Below are 23462 nucleotides of genomic sequence, written 5' to 3'. Positions count from 1 at the left end.
GCCCGGCGGCCCAATCATTTACCGGGTGACCCGCAGCACCCGGTAGCCCTTCTGGCTGGCGTGCCGCCCCACCTGCCAGCCCTGCTCGACCAGCCAGCGCTGCAACGAGTCACCGCCGAGGTAGCGGGCCACCACCAGCCAGGCGACGCCGTCCGGGGCGAGCCGGGGCAGCCAGCGCAGCAGGATCCCGTGCAGTTCGTCCTTGCCGACGTGGATCGGCGGGTTGGACCAGATCTCGGCCAAGGTCAGGTCGGCCGGTACGTCGTCCGGGGTGGCGACGCGCACCCGGTCGGCCGCGCCGACCCGCGCCGCGTTGGCCGCGGTGAGTTCGCGGGCCCGTTCGTTGACGTCGACGGCCCACACGGTCGCCGACGGCGCGGAGCTGGCGAGCACGCAGGTGATCGGGCCGAAGCCGCAGCCGAGGTCGAGCAGGGCGCCGGTGGTTTCGGCGGACGGCAGTTCGGCCTTGCGCAGCAGCACCGCCGTGCCGGGGTCGAGGCGGGCGGCGGAGAAGACGCCGGCGGAGGAGGCCAGGGTGTAGTCGCGGCCGGCGACGGAGAACTCGACCTCGCGCGGATTGGCGGCGGTCGTGGGTTCAGCGGTGAAGTAGTGTTCGCCGGTCACGCCGGCAATTCTCGCACCGTCGCCCGGCCCGGCGGCGCGGGCCCGGCGGCCCGGGTCCACGCCGGGGAGGCGCGGCCACGGCGGCACGGCGCAAAACGACCCCGTACGCAATTTCCCATTATTCACACCTAAAGGGACAATGCCTCCTACTCTGGGCGGCATGGTGTATCGGTACGAGTCCGATGAGGACGCATTCATGGAGTACCCGGAGCCCGGGTCCGACCGGTCGGTGCTCGGTGCCGGTCCGCCTCCCCCGGCCGGGCCCTCCCCCTCCCGCTTCCCGACGCCGTCGCTGCCCCGCGCCAACCGGCTCGTGCTGCCCTCCGCGCAGGAGCCGGTCCGTGCCGCCGCGCAGGTGTCGCCGCCGCTGACCGCCCACGTGCAGGCGCAGGCGCCGGTCGAGCCGCCCCCGCCGGCCTCGCCGCTCGCACCGGCCGGGCCTGCCGAGCCGCCCGCGTCGGCAGGTCGGCAGCGCGGCGGCGGCGGTCGGCTGTGGCAGGTCGTGGTCGGCGGCGCGGCCGTCCTCGCGCTGCTCGCGCTCTGCGGCCTCGGCGCCGCCGCCCTGCTGGCCGAGCGCGACAAGAACCCGCAGGCCACGCCCACGGCCCAGCCGGAGGTGGCCGAGTCCGCCGGGGTCGAGCCGCAGGCCCTGGACTCCCGGGACACCGACCAGGCGCCGCTGACCGCCAAGGAGCTCTTCCCCGGCAGGCAGCTCGTCGTCGCCGACGGCGAGCCCGCCTACCGGGTGTTGAAGACGCAGTCCAGCGCCAGCTGCGCGGTGGCGGCCACCGGTGAGGTCGCCGACCTGCTGGTCCGCCTCGGCTGCACCCAGGTGGTCCGGGCCACGCTGCGGACGTCCGACGGCGACCACCTCGTCACCACCGGGCTGTTCAACCTGACCGACCGGGCCAACGCCGAACGCGCCCGCGACCGCATCCGCCTGCTGCTCGACGAGCGGGAGGGCCGGTTCCGGGGCATGGCGGCCAACGAGGACGGCGCGGCGATCGCCACCGCGCCGGCCCGCGTCGGCTGGCAGGTGCGCGGCCACTACCTCGCGTACGCGGTGGTGGCCCGCAGCGACGGCGAGACGATCAGGTCCGGCGACACGAAGGCCCGGGAGATCCTCTTCGACATGATCGAGCTGCACCTCAACCGGGGCGTGCTGGAGCGCCGTGCCGCCGGCGGCACGGCCGGCCAGCCGACCGACGGGGGCGCGGGCGACACCGGCACCCAGGACGGGGAAGACTGACCGGATCGCGACGGGAACGGGTGCGTGGCCCACGGCCGCGCACCCGTTCGCGCGTACGGCCGCCGGTTCCCGTCGCCGCGCGCCCCCGCGTCGAGCCCGGTCACGCCCGCAGTTCGACCCGGTGCGCCCGGAGCAGGTCGAGCATCCGGTCGTGCGGCACGGCGTACTTGACCCGCCCCTCGACGCCGACGGTGGTACGCGCCATGAACAGCGAGTTCAGCAACGCCTCCTCGACGGCCTCCAGCACCGCCGCGAAGACCGGTTCCAGGTCGGACTCCGGCGCCGTCGGGGCCTGCGTGTCGGCGGTGGAGAACGCCAGGGCGTAGTCGCCACTGCCGCCGGCGAAGTCCGAGCCGACGCGCGCCATGGCGAAGATGGCCCGGCGGGCGACGCGACCCAGCTGGCGCGCGTCGAGGCGGCCGTCCGTGGCGACCACGATGACGCAGGAGTTGCCCGGGTGCTCGGGCCGGCCGGGGCGCGCCAGGGTCGGCACCCCCACCTGCTCCGGCCGGACCGGCACCCCGGCCACCTGTAGCACGCCGGAGAAGTTGGCCTGCACCAGCACACCCACGGTGACCGTGCCGCGGGAGGTCGCGGCGAGCCGCGAGGACGTGCCGATGCCCGCCTTGAAGCCGAGCGCGGCCGTGCCCGTACCGGCGCCGACGGCGCCCTCCGCGGGCAGCCCGCCGCGGGCCTCCGACAGCGCGGCGAGGACGTGCTCCGCCCGCACCGGCCGCGCCCGGATGTCGGACAGGTACCCGTCGTTGGTCTCCGCCACCACCGGGTTCAGCGACCCGGCCGTCTCCCGGCCCGGCTGCGCGAGCATGTAGGTGAGCAGCGCGTCCGCGGCCCGGAACGTCGACAGCGTCGCCGTCAGCACCACGGGGGTCTCGATCTCGCCCAGCTCGGCCACCTGGGTCGCGCCGACCATCTTGCCGTGCCCGTTGCCCACGAACAGTCCCGCCGGCAGCGACCGGCGGCCGGTCAGCTGGTCCGGGACGATCGCCGTCACCCCGCTGCGGATGCTGTCGCCCTCGACCAGCGTGGTGTGCCCCACCCGGACCCCGGGCACGTCGGTCACGGCGTTCAGCGGTCCCGTCGGCATCGCTCCGACGACGACGCCGAGTTCCCGGCAACGGCGGGGTTCCTGCACGGCTTCCACTCCTTCAGGTCGACGATGCACTGCCGGGCCGGCGCGCGGGCCGTGCGGCCGGGCCCGGCCCCGACGACCCGGCGGCCGGGAGGCGAGCCCCGGGCGGTCAGCCTTCCACGGGTACGCGCAGCCGGCGGGTCGCCTCGGCGCGGCGGGCGTACTCGGCCGGGTCCTCGGGGTAGCCGACGGCGACCAGCGTCAGCCCGTGCGCCGGCGCCACGGTCACCTCGCTGGAGCGTTCCCGGCGGGCCAGGAGGCTGCCCGGCCACTCGACCGGCCGGCGCCCGTCCCCGGCGACCAGCATGGCGCCGACGAGGCTGCGCACCATCGCCTGGCAGAACGCGTCGGCCTGCACGGTGGCCACGAGGATGCCGTCGGGGTCCCGCCGCCAGTCCAGCCGGGTCACCTCCCGCAGCGTGGTGGCGTGCTCCTTGCGCCGGCAGTACGCGGCGAAGTCGTGCTCCCCCACCAGCCCGGCGGCGGCGGCGTTCAACGCGGTCAGGTCCAGCGGCTTCGGCCAGGCCAGCACCTCGTGCCGGCGCAGCGGCTCGGCGCCCCAGGGGGCGTCGGTGACCCGGTACTCGTAGCGGCGGAAGGTGGCCGAGAACCGGGCGTCGAAGTCCGCCGGCACCTCGGTCATCGCGCGTACCCGCACGTCGGTGGGGAGCAGTCGGGCCAGTCGGCGCAGCAGCCGCCCGTCCTGCTCACGCCACACGGCGCTCGGCAGGTCGACGTGACAGACCTGCCCCGTGGCGTGCACCCCGGCGTCGGTGCGGCCCGCCACGGTCAGCCCGGTCGCCGTGCCCACGCCGAGCACCAGGTCGAGGGTCTCCACGAGCACCCCGGCGACCGTACGCCGCGTCGGCTGGGCGGCCCAGCCGGAGAAGCCCGACCCGTCGTACGCGACGTCCAGCCGCAGCCGGGTGCGCTCGTCCACTCGTACCTCCGCCTCACGGGGTCGGGCCCGGCACCCCACGTGGGGGTGCCGGGCCCGACGGTGGCCTGGATCAGGCCTTGTCGTTCTCGCCGGCCTCGTCGCTGTCCTCGCGGGCGGCGGCGGTGTCGCCGGACGCCGACACGGGCGGCTCGGCGTCCTGGTCGCCCGAGTTCGACTTCGGGGCGTCCTCGGCCGGGGCGAGCGCCTCGACCTTGTCCTGCTGCGCGGCCTTGCGGGCGGCGGTCTTCTTGTTCGCCTTCGGCTCGGCGACCTGAAGCTCCTCGACCAGCTCGATGATCGCCATCGGGGCGGCGTCACCCTTGCGCGGACCGGTCTTCACGATCCGGGTGTAGCCACCGTTGCGGTTGGCGAACCGGGGAGCGATCTGGTCGAACAGGGCGTAGACCACGTCCTTGTCCTTGACGACGCCCAGCACCCGCCGGCGGGACGCCAGGTCGCCGCGCTTGGCCTTGGTGATGAGCTGCTCGGCCAGCGGACGCAGCCGCCGGGCCTTCGTCTCGGTGGTCTGGATCTTGCCGTGCTGGAACAGCGCGGTGGCCAGGTTGGCCAGCATCAGCCGCTCGTGCGCGGGGCTGCCGCCGAGGCGGGGGCCCTTGGTGGGCGTGGGCATGCTTGGTGCTCCTCAGGTGTGGCGGCAGCGCGGACTAGAGCTGCTCGGTCTCGCGATAGTCGTCGGTGTCGTAGTCGGCCTCGCCAAAGGCGTCCACGACGTGCGCCGGGTCGAAGTTCGGGGCCGAGTCCTTCAGCCCCAGACCCATCCCGGCGAGCTTCATCTTGACCTCGTCGATCGACTTCTGACCGAAGTTGCGGATGTCGAGGAGGTCGGCCTCGGTACGCCCGATGAGCTCACCAACGGAGTTGATGCCCTCGCGCTTGAGGCAGTTGTAGGAGCGGACGGTCAGGTCCAGCTCCTCGATCGGCAGCGCCAGATCGGCCGCGAGCTGGGCGTCCTGCGGGGACGGCCCGATGTCGATGCCCTCGGCGGTCTCGTCCAGCTCCCGGGCCAGGCCGAACAGCTCCACCAGCGTCGAGCCGGCGGAGGCCAGCGCGGTACGCGGGCCCATCGACGGCTTGGTCTCGACGTCGATGATCAGCCGGTCGAAGTCGGTCCGCTGCTCGACACGGGTCGCCTCGACGCGGTACGTCACCTTCAGCACCGGCGAGTAGATCGAGTCGACCGGGATCCGGCCGATCTCGGCGCCGGCCTGCTTGTTCTGGGCAGCCGTGACGTAGCCGCGACCCCGCTCGACGGTCAGCTCCATGTCGAGCCGGCCCTTGCCGTTGAGGGTGGCGAGCTTCAGGTCCGGGTTGTGCACCGAGACGCCGGCCGGCGGCTGGATGTCGCCCGCCGTCACGTCGCCCGGGCCCTGCTTGCGCAGGTACATGCTGACCGGCTCGTCGTGCTCGGAGCTGACGCAGAGCTCCTTGATGTTCATGACGAGCTCGACCACGTCCTCCTTGACACCGGGGATCGTGGTGAACTCGTGCAGCACGCCGTCGATCTTGATCGAGGTGACCGCCGCACCCGGGATCGACGACAGCAGCGTGCGCCGCAGCGAGTTGCCCAGGGTGTAGCCGAAGCCCGGCTCCAGCGGCTCGATGGTGAACCGGGACCGGGTCTCGTTGATCGACTCCTCGGAGAGAGTCGGTCGCTGGCTGATGAGCATGTCTTCTCTTCTCTTCCGGGGCGCCCGCCATATGACGCCCACGACAAACTGTTCCGGTGGCCCGCCCCGGAAGGGCGGGCCACCGCAACGAGCTCCGACTACTTGGAGTAGAGCTCGACGATCAACTGCTCCTGGACCTGCGTGTCGATGACCTGGCGGGCCGGGAGCGAGTGCACGAGCACCTTCATCTGGCTGGGGATAGCCTCCAGCCACGCCGGAACCGACTTCGAGCCGGCCTCGGCCTGCGCCACGATGAACGGGGTGAGCTCCTTGCTCTTGCCCCGGACCTCGATGATGTCGTGCTCCTTGACGCGGTACGACGGGATGTCGACCTTCTTGCCGTTCACGGTGAAGTGGCCGTGCTTGACCAGCTGGCGGGCCATGTCGCGGGACTTGGCGTAGCCGGCCCGGTAGACCACGTTGTCCAGCCGCGACTCGAGGATCTGGAGGAGAACCTCACCGGTCTTGGCCTTCTTGCCCACGGCCTCTTCGTAGTAGCCGCGGAACTGCTTCTCCAGCACGCCGTACACGCGGCGGGCCTTCTGCTTCTCACGGAGCTGGAGCAGGTACTCCGTCTCCTTCGTGCGGCCACGGCCGTGCTGCCCGGGCGGGAACGGCCGGGACTCGAACGGGCACTTCGGGCCATCGCACTTGCTGCCCTTGAGGAACAGCTTCATCTTCTCCCGCCGGCAACGGCGGCAGTCAGCACCGGTGTAACGAGCCATCTCTCTCTACCTCTCAGACCCGACGACGCTTGGGCGGACGGCACCCGTTGTGCGGCTGCGGGGTGACGTCGGAGATCTGTCCGACCTCGAGCCCGGCGGCCTGCAGCGAACGGATGGCGGTCTCCCGGCCGGAGCCGGGGCCCTTGACGAACACGTCGACCTTGCGCATGCCGTGCTCCATGGCCCGACGAGCGGCGGCCTCGGCGGCCAGCTGCGCGGCGAACGGAGTCGACTTGCGGGAGCCCTTGAAGCCCACCTGGCCGGACGAGGCCCAGGAGATGACCGCACCGGTCGGGTCCGTGATGGACACGATGGTGTTGTTGAAGGTGCTCTTGATGTGCGCCTGCCCGTGGGCGACGTTCTTGCGTTCCTTGCGCCGGACCTTCTTGACGGCGGCTCCGGCACGAGCCTTCGGTGGCATAAGTCTGTGCGCTCCTATTACTTCTTGCCGGGCTTCTTCTTGCCGGCGACGGTCCGCTTCGGGCCCTTCCGGGTCCGGGCGTTGGTCTTGGTCCGCTGGCCACGCACGGGCAGGCCCCGGCGGTGCCGGATGCCGGCGTAGCAGCCGATCTCGACCTTGCGGCGGATGTCAGCGGCGACCTCGCGGCGCAGGTCGCCTTCAACCTTGTAGTTGCCCTCGATGTGGTTGCGGAGCTGGACCAGCTCCTCGTCCGTGAGGTCCCGGACGCGCTTGTCCGGCGAGATGCCGGTGGCAGAGAGCGTCTCCAGGGCCCGGGTGCGACCCACGCCGAAGATGTAGGTGAGCGCGATCTCCATCCGCTTCTCGCGGGGGAGGTCGACGCCGACTAGACGTGCCATGTGCGGGCGTACTCCTCGTGATGTTCTGGCGGAGGTGTGGACCCGTCCCACCCCGCTACCGACCGTTCCGCCACCGGCGTCGTGCGCCGGCGACCGGGGACGGTCGCTGCCCGAGCGGGCCCCGGCCTCCGACCGGGGGTCAACCACGAAGAGGTACGCGCTGCGCACCGCTCGCGGCTGGAACGAGCATGTGATTCGTTGTCTGGATCTGCGGCCTGGACTGGTGTCGACCGACCCTTGTCACACGGTCGGCCGGAACTGGTTCAGCCCTGGCGCTGCTTGTGGCGCGGGTCGGTGCAGATCACCATGACCCGGCCGTGCCGGCGGATGACCCGGCACTTGTTGCAGATCCTCTTGACGCTCGGCTTGACCTTCACGGTTGCCTTACTTCCCATCTGGCCCGACGACGCGCCGAGGCGCGACACCGGACGTCGAAGACGGACACGGGGACGTCCCGGCCGTCGTCAGGCTTACTTGTAGCGGTAGACGATGCGCCCGCGGGTCAGGTCGTACGGCGAGAGTTCGACGACGACCCGGTCCTCCGGCAGGATACGGATGTAGTGCTGCCGCATCTTGCCGCTGATGTGAGCCAGCACCTTGTGGCCGTTCGCGAGCTCCACCCGGAACATGGCGTTCGGCAGGGGCTCGATGACCCGACCCTCGATCTCGATGGCTCCGTCTTTTTTCGGCATGTACTCCGCTGTCCTGACGTCGGTTACTCCGGACGGCCCACAACGTCTTACACGGACCACCGATCAAGATCGAATGGCCCGCGCCAGCCGCGGCTCCGACTCCCACCGAAGCGCAGGGTGGGCATGCCGGAGTGGACGCTGTGCGCCGATCAGAAAGTGTACGCCCGCCTGCGGGCCGTCGCCAAACCGGCCAGGAATCGGTGCGTCGGATCGGACAGAACAGGCCATTCACCCCTCGGCGCCGGCCGCCGTCGAGGTCCGGCGCATCCAGTCACGGTTCCTGAAACAGGCGCTAGGCGGCCGACACCGGCCCTTGGCGCTCCTCGGCGGCGGCCGGCAGTTCCCGGTCCGCACCCCGGCGGTCGTCCTCGGCGGCGGCCGACAGTTCCCCGCCCGAGGCCCGGCGCTCCTCCTCGGCGGCCGGCAGGGTCCGCTCCGGGTCGCGGGTGCTCCCCTCGGCGGCAGCCAGCTCCCGCTTGCGCGCCCGCTTCGCCCGCCGGCGCTCGCGCCGACGATCCCGCTGTTCGGCCTGCCGCTGCGGCTCCCCGCCGACGAGCCCGGCGACCGTGCGCACCACGAGCACCCCTCCCCACGGCCCGGCCACCCAGGCGGGCCAGAAGTAGAGCAGATCCGTGGCGAGCGCGGACGTCACCGCCCAGACCGTCACCACGATCGCGATCACCCGTAGGTACGGCAGCCAGACCTCGGCCAACCACCGGGCCGTCACCGACGACGACCGGGCACCTTCCGGCCGCGCGGGGACGGCGTCCGACGGCGCGGGGACGGCGTCCGGCCTCGTGGCGAGCTCCGACGCCGCCGGGGCCGCCGGCGCCGGCAGGTCGGTCACCAGCGCGTCCAACTCGCCGTACGTACGCGAGGCGTACGCCCGCTGCAACCGCTCGTCGTACTCGTGCAGGTCCAGCCGGCCCTCGTCGACGGCCACCCGCAGCCGCTCCGCCACGGCCTGGCGGTCGGCGTCGGCGGCCCGCATCCCGTCGCGTCCCTCCATGCCCGCAAGCATGCCACCGCCCCTCCACCCGGGGCCTGCCGCGCCGACCGCTCCGGACGGCCCGGGTGCCGGCCCGGACAGCTCGGGTGCCGGCCCGGACGGCGGGTCGGGGGCTCAGCGCGCGGGCGAGTCGGCCGGCTGGCGGGAGGTGACCAGCTCGCCCAGCCGGGCGCGTCCGCCGTCCGGTGCGGTCAGCACCCAGACGCCGTCCGGAAGCAGCGCCATCGTGTGCTCGACGTGCACCGCCATCGACCGGTCCCGGGTGATCACGGTCCAGCCGTCGGAGAGTTCGACCGTCCGGGGCGAGCCCATCGTGATCATCGGCTCGATGGCCAGCGCCATGCCCGGCACCAGGCGGGGCCCCTTGCCAGGCCGCCCGTGGTTGAGCACGTGCGGGTCCTGATGCATCTCGGTGCCGATGCCGTGCCCGCCGTAGCCGTCGACGATGCCGTACCGCCCGCCCTTGCGGACCGCGTCCTCCACGGCGTGCGAGATGTCGGTGAGCCGGCCCTTGCCGCTGGCCGCGCCGCGGGCCGCCGCCGCGATGCCCGCCCACATGGCGTCCTCGGCCACCGACGCCATCTTCAGCAGCGCCGGATCGACCTCGCCCACGCCGGCGGTGATGGCGGCGTCGCCGTGCCAGCCGTCGAGCACGGCACCGCAGTCGATGGAGATCAGGTCGCCGTCGCGGAGCACCTGCTGCGCCGACGGGATCGCGTGCACGACCTGCTCGTTGACGGACGAACAGATCGAGGCGGGGAAGCCGTGGTAGCCCTTGAACGAGGGGACGGCACCCGCCTCGCGGATGGTCGACTCGGCGATGGCGTCCAGGTCGGCGGTGCTGACCCCGGGGGCGACCGCCTCCCGCATCCGACGCAGCGCCTCGGCGACCACCAGCCCGGCGGCGCGCATCTTCTCGATCTGGTCAGGGGTCTTCAGCTGGATGTCCAGCTGGGGACGACGCATGGAGCCGTTACCTTTCGTTGCCGATGCCGAAGAGCGGGGCACGTCGCACGTACCCCGCTCTTCGCACTCTATCCGCCGGGGACCGGCGGGACGTCAGCCGCCGTACGACCGCAGGGCGTCGATGGCGCGGACCGTGACGTCCTCCACCGGGCCGGTGGCGTCGATGCCCACCAGCTTGCCCTGGGCGCCGTAGTAGTCGACCAACGGCGCGGTCTTGTCCGCGTACTCCCGCAGGCGGGTGGCGATGGTCTCCGGCTTGTCGTCGTCGCGCTGGAACAGCTCGGCGCCGCACCGGTCGCAGATGCCCTCACGGGTGGTGGCGTCGAACTCGACGTGCCAGATCTTGCCGCAGCCCCGGCAGGTACGCCGGCCGGAGAGCCGCCGGATCACCTCGTCGTCGTCGACGACCAGCTCCAGCACCAGGTCCAGCGCGGTGCCGAGGTCGGCGAGGAGCTTGTCCAGCGCGGCGGCCTGCGGCGTGGTCCGCGGGAAACCGTCGAGCAGGAAGCCCTCCGAGGCGTCCGGCTCGGCGAGCCGGTCCCGCACCATGTTGATGGTGACCTCGTCGGGCACCAGCTCACCGGCGTCCATGTAGCGCTTCGCCTCGACGCCGAGCGGCGTGCCCTGCGAGACGTTCGACCGGAAGATGTCACCGGTCGAGATCTTCGGGACCGAGAGGTGCGCGGCGATGAACTCGGCCTGCGTGCCCTTGCCCGCACCCGGCGGGCCAACCAGAACGAGTCTCATCTACCGCAGGAACCCTTCGTAGTTCCGCTGCATGAGTTGGCTCTCGATCTGCTTCGTGGTCTCCAGACCGACGCCGACCATGATCAGCACAGCGGTGCCGCCGAACGGGAAGTTCAGGTACTGCTGCTTGTCCAGCCATATGAAGAAGAAGTTCGGCAGGATCGAGATGATGCCCAGGTAGAGGGCGCCGGGCAGCGTGATCCGGCTGAGGATGAAGTCGAGGTAGTCGGCGGTCGGCTTGCCGGGGCGGATGCCCGGCACGAAGCCGCCGTACTTCTTCATGTTGTCCGCGACCTCGGTCGGGTTGAACGTGATCGAGACGTAGAAGTAGGTGAAGAAGATGATCAGCAGGAAGTAGACCGCGATGTAGATCGGGCTGGTCGGGTCGACCAGGTTGTTCTGGATCCACGTCTGGGTCTTGCCCGGGTTGTTCTGGTCGAAGAACTGCAGCGCCAGCTGGGGCAGGTAGAGCAGCGACGAGCCGAAGATGACCGGGATGACACCCGCCTGGTTGACCTTCAGCGGGATGTAGGTCGAGGTGCCGCCGTACATCCGCCGGCCGATCATGCGCTTGGCGTACTGCACCGGGATGCGGCGCTGCGCCTGCTCGATGAAGGTGACCGCGGTGATGACCACCAGGACCAGCGCGATGACGAGCAGGAACTTGCCCCAGCCGCCCGTCTGCTTGATCTGCCAGCCCTCGCTGGGAAGCCGGGCGGCGATCGAGGTGAAGATCAGGACGGACATGCCGTTGCCGACGCCCCGGTCGGTGATCAGCTCGCCGAGCCACATCACCACGCCGGTGCCGGCGGTCATCGTCATGACCAGGAGGCTGAGGGTCAGCCAGTCCGGGATCCCGGTCCCCTCGGGGATGATCGGGAACTGGTCGCACTGGTTGTTGAAGAGCTGCCCGGAGCGGGCCAGCGCCACGAACGCCGACGCCTGGAGGACACCCAGACCCAGGGTCAGGTAGCGGGTGTACTGGGTGATCTTCGCCTGGCCGGACTGGCCCTCCTTGCGGAGCTGCTCCAGCCGGGGGATCACCACGGTCAGCAGCTGCAGGATGATCGACGCGGTGATGTAGGGCATGATGCCCAGCGCGAAGACCGAGAGCTGCAGCAGCGCTCCGCCGGAGAAGAGGTTGAGCAGGTTCATCACGCCGGTGGAGCCGTTCTCCATGGCGTCGATGCACTTCTGGACGTTGCCGTACGAGACACCCGGGCTGGGCAGCGTCGCCCCGAGCCGGTAGACCGCGATGATGCCTACTGTGAACAGCAGCTTCTTGCGCAGGTCAGGCGTACGGAACGCACTGAGAAAGGCGGACAGCAACTTCTTCCTCCTGCGCGAGGCGGGCCGCCGGTGATCCCTGGCGGGGCGGGTGGGTGCCGGGCGAGTGCCCGATATCCATGGCTGGGAAGGGACTCTAACAGCCCGATCCCGGTCCGGGCAGATGTGCCCGGCTACATAAACCGAATCCGATGTTACCCGGCGCACACATGCCAGGCAGACCATGGCGCCCGCCCAGTTGCGACAACTGAGCGGGCGCCACGGGTCGTACAGCCCTTACAGCTCGGTGACCGAGCCACCGGCGGCGGTGATCTTCTCCTTGGCCGACGCGCTGAACGCGTGCGCCGACACCTGGAGAGCGACCCCGCCCAGGTCCCCGGTGCCGAGGACCTTGACCGGGTGGCCCTTGCGGACCGCGCCGGCCTCGACCAGCTCGACGGGGCCGACCTGGCCGCCGTTCGGGAACAGTTCGGCGAGCCGGTCCAGGTTGACCACCTGGAAGACCACCTTGAACTTGTTCTTGAAGCCCTTCATCTTCGGCAGGCGCATGTGGATGGGCATCTGCCCACCCTCGAACGCCGCCGAGATGTTCTTGCGGGCCTTGGAGCCCTTGGTACCGCGACCGGCGGTCTTGCCCTTGGAGCCCTCACCGCGACCCACGCGGGTCTTCGCGGTCTTGGCACCGGGCGCCGGGCGCAGGTGGTGGACCTTGATCGTCATTACTCGACCTCCTCGACCTTCACGAGGTGGTTGACCGTGAAGATCATGCCGCGGATCTCCGGACGGTCCTCCTTGACCACCACGTCGTTGATCCGCTTGAGACCGAGCGAACGCAGCGAGTCACGCTGGTTCTGCTTGGTCCCGATCTCGGACCGGACCTGGGTGACCTTCAGGCGAGCCATCAGGAAGCCACCCCCGCCCGCGACGCCAGCATGGCGGCCGGCGCGACGTCCTCGACCGGCAGACCACGACGGGCGGCGACGGCCTCGGGGGACTCGAGCCCCTTCAGCGCCGCCACGGTGGCGTGCACGATGTTGATCGGGTTCGACGAACCGAGGCTCTTGGAGAGCACGTCGTGGATACCCGCGCACTCCAGCACGGCGCGCACCGGACCACCGGCGATGACACCCGTACCGGCGGAAGCCGGCTTGAGCAGCACCACGCCGGCCGCCGCCTCACCCGTCACCGGGTGCGGGATGGAGGAGGCGATGCGCGGCACCTTGAAGAAGTGCTTCTTGGCCTCCTCGACGCCCTTGGCGATCGCCGCGGGCACCTCCTTGGCCTTTCCGTAGCCCACACCGACGGTGCCGTCGCCGTCGCCCACGATCACCAGGGCGGTGAAGCTGAAGCGACGACCACCCTTCACGACCTTGGCGACGCGGTTGATCGCGACGACCCGCTCGAGGTGCGGGGTCTTCTCGACGGGCGCGTTTCCGCGGCCGCCCTCACGGCGGTTGTCGCGGCGACCACCCTCGTTGCCACCGGACCCGCCGCCACGGCGCTGTTGACCTGGCATCAGCAGCCTTCCTTCTCTCTCGTGACGGGGTTTCTAGAACTCGAGCCCGGCTTCGCGGGCGGCGTCGGCAAGCGCGGCGACCCGCCCCGCGTACCGGTTGCCACCGCGGTCGAAGACGACCTTGGAGACGCCGGCGGCCTTGGCGCGCTCGGCGAGCAGCGCGCCGACCTTGCCGGCCAGGGCGCTCTTGTCGCCCTCCGTGCCGCGCAGCGAGGCGTCCAGGGTCGAGGCCGACGCCAGGGTGTGCCCCTTGGTGTCGTCCACGATCTGGGCGACGATGTGCCGCAGGGAGCGGGTGACCACGAGGCGGGGACGCTCGGCGGTGCCGCTGACGTTCTTGCGGACCCGGAAGTGCCGGCGCGCACGCCCGACGGCACGCTTGGCGGCGACGCCGCGGCGGCGCTTGAGCAGCGTGGCGCTCACTTCTTACCTGCCTTTCCAGCCTTGCGGCGGATGACCTCGCCCTGGTACTTCACGCCCTTGCCCTTGTAGGGCTCCGGCGGGCGGATCTTCCGGATGTTGGCGGCAACCTCACCGACGAGCTGCTTGTCGATGCCGGCCACGTGGAACAGCGTCGGCTTCTCCACCGTGAAGGTGATGCCGTCCGGCGCCGGCACGTGCACCGGGTGCGAGAACCCGAGCGCGAACTCCAGGTCCTTGCCCTTGGCGGTCACGCGGTAACCGGTGCCGGCGATCTCCAGGCTCTTGCGGTAGCCCTCGGTGACGCCGACGATCATGTTGGCGACCAGGGTACGGCTGAGGCCGTGCAGTTCCTTGGCCTTGCGCTCGTCGTTCGGGCGGTTGACGTTCAGCTGCCCGTCCTCGGCCCGGTCGATCGTGATCGGCTCGGCCAGGGTGTGCGAGAGCTCGCCCTTCGGGCCCTTGACCTTGACGGTCTGCCCGTCGATCGTGATGTCGACGCCGGCTGGCACCGGGATCGACTTACGTCCAATACGCGACATTTCTACCTGTCTCCCGTTACCAGACGAAGGCGAGGACTTCCCCGCCAACGCTCCGCTTGCGGGCCTGCCGGTCGGTGAGCAGCCCCTGGGACGTCGAAATGATCGCCACGCCCAGCCCGCCGAGCACCCGCGGGAGCCCGTCCGACTTGGCGTAAACCCGCAGACCGGGCTTGGACACGCGCTTGATGCCGGCCAGGCTCCGCTCCCGGTTCTGGCCGTACTTCAGCTCGACGACCAGTCGCTTGCCGACGGCGCCCTCCTCGGGCTCCTCGACCGACCAGGTGGCGATGTAGCCCTCGGCCTTGAGGACCTCGGCGATGTTCGCCTTGATCTTCGAGTAGGGCATCGTCACCCGGTCGTGGTACGCCTGGTTGGCGTTACGCAGACGCGTGAGCATGTCTGCGATCGGGTCGGTCATCGTCATGGATTTCGTCAGCCTTTCTCGCCGGGGTTCCCGAGGCGATGCGCCCGGGCCTACGGCGAAGAGCAATACGTGATCGGTGCAAGGGGTCCCGGCCCGAAGGCCGGGACGCGGTCGCCCTTACCAGGAAGCCTTGGACACGCCCGGCAGCTCACCGCGGTGGGCCATCTCCCGGATGCAGACCCGGCAGAGACCGAACTTGCGGTAGACCGCCTTGGGGCGCCCGCACCGCTGGCAGCGGGTGTACGCGCGAACCGAGAACTTCGGCTTCGCGGCCGCCTTGATGATCAGCGCCTTCTTGGCCATCTCAGTTCTCCTTGAACGGGAAGCCCAGGAGCTTGAGCAGCGCCCGGCCCTCGTCGTCGGTCGTGGCGGTCGTGACCACCGTGATGTCCATGCCCCGCTGCCGATCGATCTTGTCCTGGTCGATCTCGTGGAACACCGACTGCTCGGTCAGACCGAACGTGTAGTTGCCGTGCCCGTCGAGCTTGCGCCCGTCCAGACCGCGGAAGTCACGGATACGCGGCAGCGCGATCGACAGCAGCCGGTCCAGGAACTCCCACATCCGGTCGCCGCGAAGGGTCACCTTCGCACCGATCGGCATGCCCTCGCGGAGCTTGAACTGCGCGATGGACTTGGTCGCCCGCCGCACCTGCGGCTTCTGGCCGGTGATGGTGGCCAGGTCCCGGACGGCGCCGTCGATCAGCTTGGCGTCCCGGGCAGCCTCGCCGACACCCATGTTGACGACGATCTTGACGAGCCGCGGCACCTGCATCGGGTTGCCGAACTGGTGCTGCTCCTGCAGCTGCGCCACGATCTCGTTGCGGTACCGCTCCTTGAGGCGCGGCATGGTCTTGGTTTCGGTAGCCGTGGTCATCACAGGTCCTTACCGGTGCTACGCGCGATGCGGACCTTCTGGCCGTTGTCGTCGATCCGGTAACCGACGCGGGTCGGCTTGCCGTCGGAGTCCAGGACCTGCACGTTCGAGACGTGGATCGGGGCCTCCTGGGTGACGATGCCACCGGTCTTGGCGCCACGCTGGGTGGTGCTGATGCGGGTGTGCTTCTTGACCCGGTTCACGCCCTCGACCAGGACCTTGTCCTGCCGCGGGTAGGCCGCGATGACCTTGCCCTTGGCACCCTTGTCCTTGCCGGCGATGACGACGACCGTGTCGCCCTTCTTGACCTTCACGGTCACAACACCTCCGGCGCGAGAGAGATGATCTTCATGAACCGCTTGTCCCGCAGTTCCCGGCCCACCGGGCCGAAGATGCGGGTACCGCGCGGGTCTCCGCCGTCCTTGATGATGACGGCGGCGTTCTCGTCGAAGCGGATGTACGAACCGTCCGGCCGCCGCCTCTCCTTGGCGGTGCGAACGACGACGGCCTTGACGACGTCGCCCTTCTTCACACCGGCACCCGGGATCGCGTCCTTGACGGTGGCCACGATGACGTCGCCGATACTCGCGTAGCGCCGACCGGAGCCACCGAGAACCCGGATGCACAGGATCTCCCGGGCACCCGTGTTGTCGGCGACGCGCAGTCGCGACTCCTGCTGAATCACGTCTATCTCCTATGTCTGCCGGTTCTCCGGCCGCGCACGGCGGCCGGAGCCTGGCGGAACCCGCGCCCGACTGACGCCGGGCGAGCTCGAGCCTTCGCTACTTGGCCTTTTCCAGGATCTCCACGAGCCGCCACCGCTTCGTGGCGGACAGCGGCCGGGTTTCCATGATCATGACCCGGTCGCCGATGCCGGCGGTGTTCTGCTCGTCGTGCACCTTCAACTTGCGCGTACGGCGCATGATCTTGCCGTACAGCGCGTGCTTGACCCGGTCCTCGACCTCGACGACGACGGTCTTTTCCATCTTGTCGCTGACCACGAGGCCCTCACGCACCTTGCGGCGGGCCCGCGCGGCGGCGGTGGTGGTGTTCTCGCTCATGATGCAGTCACCTCAGTCGGCGCGGCCGAGAGACCCAGCTCGCGCTCACGCATGATCGTGTAGATCCGGGCGATCTCCCGACGGATGACCTGCAGCCGCCGGTTGTTGTCCAGCTGGCCGGTCGCGGCCTGCACGCGGAGGTTGAACAGCTCCGCCTTGGCCTCGCGCAGCTTCGTGACCAGCTCCTCCTCGGAGAGCTCACGCAGCTCGGAGGCCTTAACGCCCGCTGCCATCAGGATTCACCCACTTCGCGCGTAACAATGCGGCACTTCATCGGGAGCTTGTGGATCGCGCGACGCATCGCCTCTCGCGCGATCTGCTCGTTGGGGAAGGACATCTCGAAGAGAACCCGCCCCGGCTTGACGTTGGCGACCCACCACTCGGGCGAGCCCTTACCGGAACCCATCCGGGTTTCCGCCGGCTTCTTGGTGAGAGCCTGGTCCGGGAAGATCGTGATCCAGACCTTGCCACCACGCTTGATGTGGCGGGTCATCGCGATACGCGCCGACTCGATCTGGCGGTTCGTCACGTACGCCGGCTCGAGAGCCTGGATCCCGAACTCGCCGAACACCACCCGGTTACCACCCTTGGACGCGCCACTGCGGTCCGGGTGGTGCGGCTTGCGGAAGCCCTTCGGGGGCTTGCGCGGCATCAGCATCTGTCAGCCCTCCTGCTGCGTTTCTGCCGCGGCGGCGACGGCGGCGGGATCCACCGCGTCCCCACTCGGCGTCTCGGCCTGCTGCGCGATGGTCGTCGCGGCGGCGGCCCGGCCGGCCTCGGTACCGCCGGCGGTCGTGCCGGACGAGCCGGACCGGCCACGGCGCGGCCGCTCGGGGCGGTCGCCACGGTCACGGCGCGGACGCGACGGCGCCTCGGCCGGAGTCTCCCGACCCGGCACCGCGTCGCCCTTGTAGATCCAGACCTTCACGCCGATCCGGCCGAAGCTCGTACGGGCCTCGAAGAAGCCGTACTCGATGTTGGCCCGCAGCGTGTGCAGCGGGACCCGGCCCTCGCGGTAGAACTCGGTCCGGCTCATCTCGGCACCGCCGAGCCGGCCCGAGACCTGGACCCGGATGCCCTTGCAGACCGGGTTCTTCATCGCGGACTGCATGGCCTTGCGCATCGCCCGACGGAAGCTGACCCGGCTGGAGAGCTGCTCGGCCACACCCTGTGCGACGAGCTGCGCGTCCGACTCGGGGTTCTTCACCTCGATGATGTTCAGCTGGACCTGCTTGCCGGTCAGCTTCTCGAGCTCGCCGCGGATCCGGTCGGCCTCCGCACCCTTACGGCCGATGACGATGCCCGGCCGGGCGGTGTGGATGTCGACGCGGACCCGGTCCCGGGTGCGCTCGATGTCGACCTTGGAGATGCCGGCGCGCTCGAGGCCCTTGGACATCATGCGGCGGATCTTGACGTCCTCGCCGATGTAGTCCTTGTAGAGCTTGTCCGCGAACCAGCGGGACTTCCAGTCGGTCGAGATGCCGAGCCGGAACCCGTGCGGGTGAACCTTCTGACCCATTACTCGGCGCCCTCCGTCTTGCTCTGCGTCTCGGCCGTCTCGGCCGGCTCCGCCTGCTTCGCCGGGGCCGCCTTCTTCGCGGCCGCCTTCTTCGGCGCGGCCGGCGCCACCGCCTCGACCGCGACGGTGATGTGGCAGGTGCGCTTGCGGATCCGGTACGCCCGGCCCTGCGCCCGCGGCTGGAACCGCTTCATGGTCGGGCCCTCGTCGACGTACGCCTCGCTGACGAGCAGCGCGTCGGGGTCCAGCCGCTCGTTGTTCTCCGCGTTGGCGATCGCGCTAGCGAGCACCTTGTACACCTGCTCGCTCGCAGCCTGCGGCGCGAACTGCAGCACCGTGAGCGCCTCCTTCGCGGGCAGGCCGCGGACGAGGTTGACCACCCGGCGCGCCTTCATCGGCGAGATGCGCACGTGCCGCGCAACCGCCCGCGCGCCCGGAAGCACCGGAGCGTCGCCCTTTCCTGGCATCGCTGTAACCCCTTGTTCCTCTATCCGTATGCCCGCGGCGTCAGCGCCGACGGCTCTTCCGGTCGTCCTTCTCGTGACCCTTGAACGTGCGGGTCAGCGCGAACTCGCCGAGCTTGTGCCCGACCATCGCCTCAGTCACGAACACGGGGACGTGCTTGCGTCCGTCGTGCACGGCGATCGTGTGGCCCAGCATCTCCGGGATGATCGTCGAGCGCCGCGACCAGGTCTTGATGACGTTCTTCGAGCCCTTCTCGTTCTGCGTCTCCACCTTCTTGAGCAGGTGGTCGTCGATGAACGGGCCCTTCTTCAGGCTGCGAGGCATGTCTTATCTCCCTCAGCCGCGCTTACGCGTGGCGTAGCGGCGGCGGACGATCAGCCGGTCACTCGGCTGGCCCTTACGACGGGTGCGGCCCTCGGGCTTACCCTGCGGGTTGACCGGGTGGCGACCACCGGAGGTCTTACCCTCACCACCACCGTGCGGGTGGTCGACCGGGTTCATCGCGACACCACGGACGGTCGGGCGCTTGCCCTTCCACCGCATGCGGCCGGCCTTGCCCCAGTTGATGTTCGACTGGTCGGCGTTGCCGATCTCGCCGATGCTGGCGCGGCAGCGGACGTCGACCCGCCGGATCTCGCCGGACGGCATACGCAGGGTCGCGTACACGCCCTCACGGCCGAGCAGCTGGATGCCGACGCCGGCCGAGCGGGCCAGCTTGGCGCCGCCACCCGGACGCAGCTCCACGTTGTGGATGGTGGTACCGACCGGGATGTTGCGCAGCGGCAGGTTGTTGCCGGGCTTGATGTCGGCGCCCGGGCCGGACTCGACGCGGTCGCCCTGCTTCAGGTCCTTCGGCGCGATGATGTAGCGCTTCTCGCCGTCGGCGTAGTGCAGCAGCGCGATGCGCGCGGTGCGGTTCGGGTCGTACTCGATGTGGGCGACCTTCGCCGGCACGCCGTCCTTGTCGACCCGCTTGAAGTCGATCAGACGGTACTGGCGCTTGTGACCGCCACCGTGGTGCCGCGTGGTGATCCGGCCGTGGGCGTTACGCCCGCCCTTCTTCGGCAGCGGAGCCAGCAGCGACTTCTCGGGCGTCGACCGGGTGATCTCAGCGAAGTCGGCGACGCTGGAGCCACGCCGGCCCGGCGTCGTCGGCTTGTACTTACGGATAGCCATTGTCTACACCCCTCAGCTGACCGGGCCGCCGAAGGCCTCGATACGGTCACCGTCAGCCAGCTTCACGATCGCCCGCTTGGTGGCCTTACGCTGCCCGAAACCGGTCTTGGTCCGCTTGCGCTTGCCCTGGCGGTTGAGCGTGTTGACCGTCAGGACGCGGACGCCGAAGATCTGCTGGATCGCGATCTTGATCTCGGTCTTGTTCGCGTCCGGGTGCACCAGGAAGGTGTACCAGTTGCGGTTCAGCTCGCTGTAGCTCTTCTCCGAGACGACCGGCGCCACGATGATGTCGCGCGGGTCGGCGATCGTGCTCACTTGCCACCCTCCTCGGTGGTCTCGGCGGGAACACCCAGGAACTCGTCCAGGGCGTCCTTGGTGAAGACCACGTCGTCGGCCACCAGCACGTCGTACGTGTTGAGCTGGCCGGCCTCGATCAGGTGCACCCGCGGCTCGTTGCGCAGCGACACCCAGTTCAGCTCGTCGGTGCTGCTCAGCACGACCAGGACCCGACGGGCCTCGGTCAGCTTCGCCAGCGTGGCCAGAGCGGCCTTCGTCGACGGCTTCTCGCCCGAGACGAACGCCTCGACGACGTGCACCTGTCCGGCGCGGGCCCGGTCGGAGAGGGCGCCACGCAGGGCGGCGGCCTTCATCTTCTTCGGGGTCCGCTGGCTGTAGTCGCGCGGCACGGGGCCGTGCACGACGCCACCGCCGGCGAACTGCGGCGCGCGGATCGAGCCCTGCCGGGCGCGACCGGTGCCCTTCTGCTTGTACGGCTTCTTGCCGCCGCCGGCGACCTCGCCGCGGGTCTTGACCTTGTGCGTGCCCTGCCGGGCAGCCGCGAGCTGAGCCACCACGACCTGGTGCATCAGCGCGACGTTCGCCTGGACGTCGAAGATGTCGGCGGGCAGCTCGACGGAGCCGCTCTTGGAGCCTTCGACGGTGAGGACGTCAACGGTGGTCACTTGGCCGCACCGCCCTTCTTCGCCTTGGTCTTGGCCGCGGTACGGACCAGGACCAGCGCGCCCTTGGGGCCGGGAATGGCGCCACGGACGAGCAGGAGGTTGTTCTCGGTGTCGACCGCCTGGACGGTCAGGTTCTGGACGGTGTAGCGCACGCCACCCATCCGGCCGGCCATCCGGGTGCCCTTGAAGACACGACCCGGGGTGGCGCAGGCGCCGATGGAGCCGGGCGAGCGGTGCTTGCGCTCGACACCGTGGCTGGCGCGCAGACCGTGGAAGCCGTGCCGCTTCATCGGGCCGGCGTAGCCCTTGCCCTTGGTCTTGCCGGTCACGTCGATCGACATCCCCGCCGGGAACTCCTCGACCGTGACCTCCTGGCCCAGCGAGTAGTCGGTGGCGTCGCTCGTGCGCAGCTCGACGATGTGGCGCCGCGGCGCGACGTCGGCCTTCGCGTAGTGCCCGCTGATCGGCTTCTTGACCTTGCGCGGGTCGATCGTGCCGTACGCCAGCTGGACCGCGGAGTAACCGTCCTTGTCGGCGCTACGAACCTGGCTGATGACGCACGGGCCGGCCTCGACCACGGTCACCGGGACAACACGGTTGTTGTCCCAGACCTGGGTCATGCCGAGCTTTGCGCCCAGGATCCCCTTGACTTGCCTGTCCATTTGTCCGGTCCCTACAGCTTGATCTCGATGTCGACGCCAGCCGGCAGGTCGAGGCGCATGAGCGAGTCGACCGTCTTCGGGGTCGGGTCGATGATGTCGATCAGCCGCTTGTGCGTGCGCATCTCGAAGTGCTCGCGCGAGTCCTTGTACTTGTGCGGCGAGCGGATAACGCAGAAACGGTTGATCTCCGTGGGCAGCGGCACCGGGCCCGCGACCTGCGCCCCGGTACGCGTCACCGTCTCGACGATCTTCCGAGCCGAGGAGTCGACGACCTCGTGGTCATAGGCCTTGAGCCGGATGCGGATCTTCTGTCCCGCCATGGTGGCTTCTGTTCCTTCTCTCGATGCCGCTGTGTTGCGGGCGCCTGTACCGGCTGGCACAGGCCCACTTCGCCGACCCCCGCGGTCGGGCGTGTCGCGCCCTCGGGCCAGGCTCCGCCCCGGGACTCCGGAGCGACTCTGACCGCGCGGTGGGTCAAGGCGCCGATCGCACTACCGCGACCTGAACGCCGCGCGAGGGTGGTTGGCGGACTGGCCGCCAACCACCCTACGCTCGACTGCTCTGCCACCCGGAGGTTCAGCGAAAGCCGAACACAGGCAGCGAACTGTCGTTACGCAACCTGACTAGTATGCCGCACGACCGGCGGCGGGTCTAATCGGGGTTACCTAGCTCACTTGATGATCTTGGTGACGAACCCGGCGCCGACGGTGCGGCCACCCTCGCGGATCGCGAACTTGAGGTTCTCCTCCATGGCGATGGGCTGGATCAGCTTCACCGTCATGGTGGTGTTGTCACCCGGCATGACCATCTCGGTGCCCTCGGGGAGGGTGACGACACCGGTGACGTCCGTGGTCCGGAAGTAGAACTGCGGACGGTAGTTCTGGAAGAACGGGGTGTGGCGGCCACCCTCCTCCTTGGAGAGGATGTAGACCGTCGCCTCGAACTCCGTGTGCGGGGTCGTGGTGCCCGGCTTGATGACGACCATGCCGCGCTCGACGTCCTCGCGCTTGATGCCACGCAGCAGCAGACCGACGTTCTCGCCCGCGCGGGCCTCGTCGAGCAGCTTGCGGAACATCTCGATGCCGGTGCAGGTGGTCTTCATCGACTTCTCGCGGATGCCGACGATCTCCACCTCCTCGTTCGGCTTGAGCACGCCACGCTCGGCGCGGCCGGTGACGACCGTGCCACGACCGGTGATCGTGAAGACGTCCTCGATGGGCATGAGGAACGGCTTCTCGGTCTCGCGCTCCGGCTGCGGGATCGCGGTGTCGACCGCGGTCATCAGGTCCAGCAGCTTGCCGGTCCACTCGGGGTCACCCTCGAGGGCCTTCAGCGCCGAGACCCGCACGACCGGCAGGTCGTCGCCCGGGTAGTCCTGGTTCGACAGCAGCTCACGGACCTCGAGCTCGACGAGCTCCAGGAGCTCCTCGTCGTCGACCATGTCGCTCTTGTTGAGCGCCACGACGATGTACGGCACGCCGACCTGGCGGGCCAGCAGCACGTGCTCGCGGGTCTGCGGCATCGGGCCGTCGGTCGCCGCAACCACCAGGATCGCGCCGTCCATCTGCGCGGCACCGGTGATCATGTTCTTGATGTAGTCGGCGTGACCGGGGCAGTCGACGTGCGCGTAGTGCCGCGCCTCGGTCTGGTACTCGACGTGCGCGATGGAGATCGTGATGCCGCGGGCCTTCTCCTCCGGCGCCTTGTCGATCTCGTCGAACGGCGTGTACGGGTTCAGGTCCGGGTACTGGTCGTGCAGGACCTTGGTGATGGCCGCCGTCAGCGTCGTCTTACCGTGGTCGATGTGACCAATGGTGCCGATGTTGACGTGCGGCTTAGTCCGCTCGAACTTCGCCTTCGCCACTGGGTCCTCCTGTGGACTTCTTGGTTCGTTCGCCCCGGCGCGCCGGTCGGCGCTTAGGACTCTGTCGACAGCCTTTCCGGC

The 23462-nt window shown here is 69.8% G+C and carries 36 protein-coding genes and 1 pseudogene; 1 reads left to right on the top strand and 36 read right to left on the bottom strand.

Annotation, left to right across the window (positions count from 1 at the left end; genetic code table 11):
• Positions 1 to 18: 18 nt before the first annotated feature.
• Complete coding sequence (locus ACTMS2_RS12490; RefSeq protein ID WP_441175511.1) at positions 19 to 624, bottom strand: class I SAM-dependent methyltransferase; 606 nt, start codon at positions 622 to 624, stop codon at positions 19 to 21.
• A 160-nt stretch (positions 625 to 784) separates the two neighbouring features.
• On the opposite strand from ACTMS2_RS12490, the gene ACTMS2_RS12485 reads away from it, so the two are divergent.
• Positions 785 to 1873 carry a hypothetical protein gene (locus ACTMS2_RS12485; RefSeq protein ID WP_441175510.1) on the top strand — a complete coding sequence of 363 codons (1089 nt, stop codon included), beginning with the start codon at positions 785 to 787 and terminating at the stop codon, positions 1871 to 1873.
• Positions 1874 to 1973: 100 nt separating this feature from the next.
• On the opposite strand, the gene ACTMS2_RS12480 is transcribed toward ACTMS2_RS12485, so the two are convergent.
• The 35 genes and pseudogenes from ACTMS2_RS12480 to tuf all read right to left on the bottom strand — a co-directional run bounded on the left by ACTMS2_RS12480 (position 1974) and on the right by tuf (position 23381).
• Positions 1974 to 3026 (bottom strand): P1 family peptidase, encoded by a 1053-nt coding sequence (locus ACTMS2_RS12480; protein WP_441175509.1) that lies wholly within the window; start codon positions 3024 to 3026, stop codon positions 1974 to 1976.
• 106 nt (positions 3027 to 3132) lie between these two features.
• Positions 3133 to 3963: a tRNA pseudouridine(38-40) synthase TruA gene (truA, locus tag ACTMS2_RS12475; protein ID WP_441175508.1), complete on the bottom strand. Its 831-nt coding sequence runs from the start codon at positions 3961 to 3963 to the stop codon at positions 3133 to 3135.
• 70 nt (positions 3964 to 4033) lie between these two features.
• Positions 4034 to 4594, bottom strand: coding sequence for a 50S ribosomal protein L17 (gene rplQ / locus ACTMS2_RS12470; protein WP_441175507.1), 561 nt, complete (start codon positions 4592 to 4594; stop codon positions 4034 to 4036).
• Between the two features lie 34 nt (positions 4595 to 4628).
• The gene (locus ACTMS2_RS12465; protein WP_013735931.1) at positions 4629 to 5651 is read right to left on the bottom strand and encodes a DNA-directed RNA polymerase subunit alpha; all 1023 of its coding nucleotides are present in this window, start codon (positions 5649 to 5651) and stop codon (positions 4629 to 4631) included.
• Between the two features lie 98 nt (positions 5652 to 5749).
• The gene (gene rpsD, locus ACTMS2_RS12460) at positions 5750 to 6376 is read right to left on the bottom strand and encodes a 30S ribosomal protein S4 (protein WP_088998366.1); all 627 of its coding nucleotides are present in this window, start codon (positions 6374 to 6376) and stop codon (positions 5750 to 5752) included.
• 13 nt (positions 6377 to 6389) lie between these two features.
• The gene (gene rpsK / locus ACTMS2_RS12455; RefSeq protein ID WP_014440747.1) at positions 6390 to 6797 is read right to left on the bottom strand and encodes a 30S ribosomal protein S11; all 408 of its coding nucleotides are present in this window, start codon (positions 6795 to 6797) and stop codon (positions 6390 to 6392) included.
• A gap of 17 nt (positions 6798 to 6814) precedes the next feature.
• On the bottom strand, positions 6815 to 7195 hold the full coding sequence (gene rpsM, locus ACTMS2_RS12450; protein ID WP_088998365.1) for a 30S ribosomal protein S13: 381 nt from the start codon (positions 7193 to 7195) through the stop codon (positions 6815 to 6817).
• 263 nt (positions 7196 to 7458) lie between these two features.
• Positions 7459 to 7572: a 50S ribosomal protein L36 gene (gene rpmJ, locus ACTMS2_RS12445; RefSeq protein ID WP_012184307.1), complete on the bottom strand. Its 114-nt coding sequence runs from the start codon at positions 7570 to 7572 to the stop codon at positions 7459 to 7461.
• Between the two features lie 93 nt (positions 7573 to 7665).
• Entirely contained in the window at positions 7666 to 7887 is a 222-nt protein-coding gene (infA, locus tag ACTMS2_RS12440; protein WP_007073013.1) for a translation initiation factor IF-1, read from the bottom strand.
• Positions 7888 to 8326: 439 nt separating this feature from the next.
• Positions 8327 to 8896 (bottom strand): annotated as a pseudogene (locus ACTMS2_RS12435) (DUF1707 SHOCT-like domain-containing protein); the annotation flags it as partial.
• Between the two features lie 114 nt (positions 8897 to 9010).
• Complete coding sequence (map, locus tag ACTMS2_RS12430) at positions 9011 to 9862, bottom strand: type I methionyl aminopeptidase (RefSeq protein WP_101412797.1); 852 nt, start codon at positions 9860 to 9862, stop codon at positions 9011 to 9013.
• Between the two features lie 93 nt (positions 9863 to 9955).
• Positions 9956 to 10609: an adenylate kinase gene (locus ACTMS2_RS12425; RefSeq protein ID WP_441175506.1), complete on the bottom strand. Its 654-nt coding sequence runs from the start codon at positions 10607 to 10609 to the stop codon at positions 9956 to 9958.
• A complete protein-coding gene (secY, locus tag ACTMS2_RS12420; RefSeq protein WP_441175505.1) occupies positions 10610 to 11938 on the bottom strand; it encodes a preprotein translocase subunit SecY in 1329 nt (442 codons plus the stop codon). It abuts the gene before it with no gap.
• 234 nt (positions 11939 to 12172) lie between these two features.
• Positions 12173 to 12616, bottom strand: a complete 444-nt coding sequence (rplO, locus tag ACTMS2_RS12415; RefSeq protein WP_101412798.1) for a 50S ribosomal protein L15 — start codon at positions 12614 to 12616, stop codon at positions 12173 to 12175.
• A complete protein-coding gene (gene rpmD, locus ACTMS2_RS12410) occupies positions 12616 to 12798 on the bottom strand; it encodes a 50S ribosomal protein L30 (protein ID WP_012015110.1) in 183 nt (60 codons plus the stop codon). The genes rplO and rpmD overlap by 1 nt, the downstream gene beginning before the upstream one ends.
• Positions 12798 to 13412, bottom strand: a complete 615-nt coding sequence (gene rpsE / locus ACTMS2_RS12405; protein ID WP_007073019.1) for a 30S ribosomal protein S5 — start codon at positions 13410 to 13412, stop codon at positions 12798 to 12800. Before rpsE ends, rpmD begins: the two co-directional genes overlap by 1 nt.
• A 33-nt stretch (positions 13413 to 13445) precedes the next feature.
• On the bottom strand, positions 13446 to 13835 hold the full coding sequence (gene rplR / locus ACTMS2_RS12400) for a 50S ribosomal protein L18 (RefSeq protein ID WP_088998360.1): 390 nt from the start codon (positions 13833 to 13835) through the stop codon (positions 13446 to 13448).
• Positions 13832 to 14374, bottom strand: coding sequence for a 50S ribosomal protein L6 (gene rplF / locus ACTMS2_RS12395; protein WP_101412799.1), 543 nt, complete (start codon positions 14372 to 14374; stop codon positions 13832 to 13834). The genes rplR and rplF overlap by 4 nt, the downstream gene beginning before the upstream one ends.
• A 16-nt stretch (positions 14375 to 14390) precedes the next feature.
• Positions 14391 to 14798: a 30S ribosomal protein S8 gene (gene rpsH / locus ACTMS2_RS12390; RefSeq protein WP_013288624.1), complete on the bottom strand. Its 408-nt coding sequence runs from the start codon at positions 14796 to 14798 to the stop codon at positions 14391 to 14393.
• A gap of 117 nt (positions 14799 to 14915) precedes the next feature.
• The gene (locus ACTMS2_RS12385; protein ID WP_007465272.1) at positions 14916 to 15101 is read right to left on the bottom strand and encodes a type Z 30S ribosomal protein S14; all 186 of its coding nucleotides are present in this window, start codon (positions 15099 to 15101) and stop codon (positions 14916 to 14918) included.
• A 1-nt stretch (position 15102) separates the two neighbouring features.
• A complete protein-coding gene (gene rplE, locus ACTMS2_RS12380) occupies positions 15103 to 15672 on the bottom strand; it encodes a 50S ribosomal protein L5 (protein ID WP_132230905.1) in 570 nt (189 codons plus the stop codon).
• Positions 15672 to 15992, bottom strand: a complete 321-nt coding sequence (gene rplX / locus ACTMS2_RS12375) for a 50S ribosomal protein L24 (protein ID WP_007465276.1) — start codon at positions 15990 to 15992, stop codon at positions 15672 to 15674. Before rplX ends, rplE begins: the two co-directional genes overlap by 1 nt.
• Positions 15989 to 16357, bottom strand: coding sequence for a 50S ribosomal protein L14 (rplN, locus tag ACTMS2_RS12370; protein WP_007465279.1), 369 nt, complete (start codon positions 16355 to 16357; stop codon positions 15989 to 15991). Before rplN ends, rplX begins: the two co-directional genes overlap by 4 nt.
• Before the next feature lie 97 nt (positions 16358 to 16454).
• On the bottom strand, positions 16455 to 16733 hold the full coding sequence (gene rpsQ / locus ACTMS2_RS12365) for a 30S ribosomal protein S17 (protein WP_210832540.1): 279 nt from the start codon (positions 16731 to 16733) through the stop codon (positions 16455 to 16457).
• The gene (gene rpmC / locus ACTMS2_RS12360) at positions 16730 to 16966 is read right to left on the bottom strand and encodes a 50S ribosomal protein L29 (RefSeq protein ID WP_007073028.1); all 237 of its coding nucleotides are present in this window, start codon (positions 16964 to 16966) and stop codon (positions 16730 to 16732) included. The genes rpsQ and rpmC overlap by 4 nt, the downstream gene beginning before the upstream one ends.
• Complete coding sequence (gene rplP / locus ACTMS2_RS12355; RefSeq protein WP_007465292.1) at positions 16966 to 17391, bottom strand: 50S ribosomal protein L16; 426 nt, start codon at positions 17389 to 17391, stop codon at positions 16966 to 16968. The genes rpmC and rplP overlap by 1 nt, the downstream gene beginning before the upstream one ends.
• Before the next feature lie 3 nt (positions 17392 to 17394).
• Positions 17395 to 18252, bottom strand: coding sequence for a 30S ribosomal protein S3 (gene rpsC / locus ACTMS2_RS12350; RefSeq protein ID WP_088998355.1), 858 nt, complete (start codon positions 18250 to 18252; stop codon positions 17395 to 17397).
• Positions 18252 to 18719 (bottom strand): 50S ribosomal protein L22, encoded by a 468-nt coding sequence (rplV, locus tag ACTMS2_RS12345; protein WP_088998354.1) that lies wholly within the window; start codon positions 18717 to 18719, stop codon positions 18252 to 18254. Before rplV ends, rpsC begins: the two co-directional genes overlap by 1 nt.
• 40 nt (positions 18720 to 18759) lie before the next feature.
• Positions 18760 to 19041 (bottom strand): 30S ribosomal protein S19, encoded by a 282-nt coding sequence (rpsS, locus tag ACTMS2_RS12340; protein ID WP_013735950.1) that lies wholly within the window; start codon positions 19039 to 19041, stop codon positions 18760 to 18762.
• Positions 19042 to 19053: 12 nt separating this feature from the next.
• Complete coding sequence (gene rplB, locus ACTMS2_RS12335; RefSeq protein ID WP_088998353.1) at positions 19054 to 19893, bottom strand: 50S ribosomal protein L2; 840 nt, start codon at positions 19891 to 19893, stop codon at positions 19054 to 19056.
• Positions 19894 to 19905: 12 nt separating this feature from the next.
• Complete coding sequence (gene rplW / locus ACTMS2_RS12330; RefSeq protein ID WP_357562406.1) at positions 19906 to 20208, bottom strand: 50S ribosomal protein L23; 303 nt, start codon at positions 20206 to 20208, stop codon at positions 19906 to 19908.
• Positions 20205 to 20855, bottom strand: a complete 651-nt coding sequence (gene rplD / locus ACTMS2_RS12325) for a 50S ribosomal protein L4 (RefSeq protein ID WP_101412800.1) — start codon at positions 20853 to 20855, stop codon at positions 20205 to 20207. The genes rplW and rplD overlap by 4 nt, the downstream gene beginning before the upstream one ends.
• The gene (gene rplC / locus ACTMS2_RS12320; protein ID WP_441175504.1) at positions 20852 to 21517 is read right to left on the bottom strand and encodes a 50S ribosomal protein L3; all 666 of its coding nucleotides are present in this window, start codon (positions 21515 to 21517) and stop codon (positions 20852 to 20854) included. Before rplC ends, rplD begins: the two co-directional genes overlap by 4 nt.
• 11 nt (positions 21518 to 21528) lie before the next feature.
• Entirely contained in the window at positions 21529 to 21837 is a 309-nt protein-coding gene (gene rpsJ / locus ACTMS2_RS12315; RefSeq protein WP_007073037.1) for a 30S ribosomal protein S10, read from the bottom strand.
• A gap of 350 nt (positions 21838 to 22187) precedes the next feature.
• The gene (tuf, locus tag ACTMS2_RS12310; RefSeq protein WP_088998349.1) at positions 22188 to 23381 is read right to left on the bottom strand and encodes an elongation factor Tu; all 1194 of its coding nucleotides are present in this window, start codon (positions 23379 to 23381) and stop codon (positions 22188 to 22190) included.
• Positions 23382 to 23462 lie beyond the last annotated feature (81 nt).

This window comes from Micromonospora sp. SD12 (assembly GCF_052068495.1).
GTDB lineage: Bacteria > Actinomycetota > Actinomycetes > Mycobacteriales > Micromonosporaceae > Micromonospora > Micromonospora echinofusca.
Note: the sequence above shows the minus strand (reverse complement) of the source record. Positions and strands in the feature narration are given on the sequence as shown.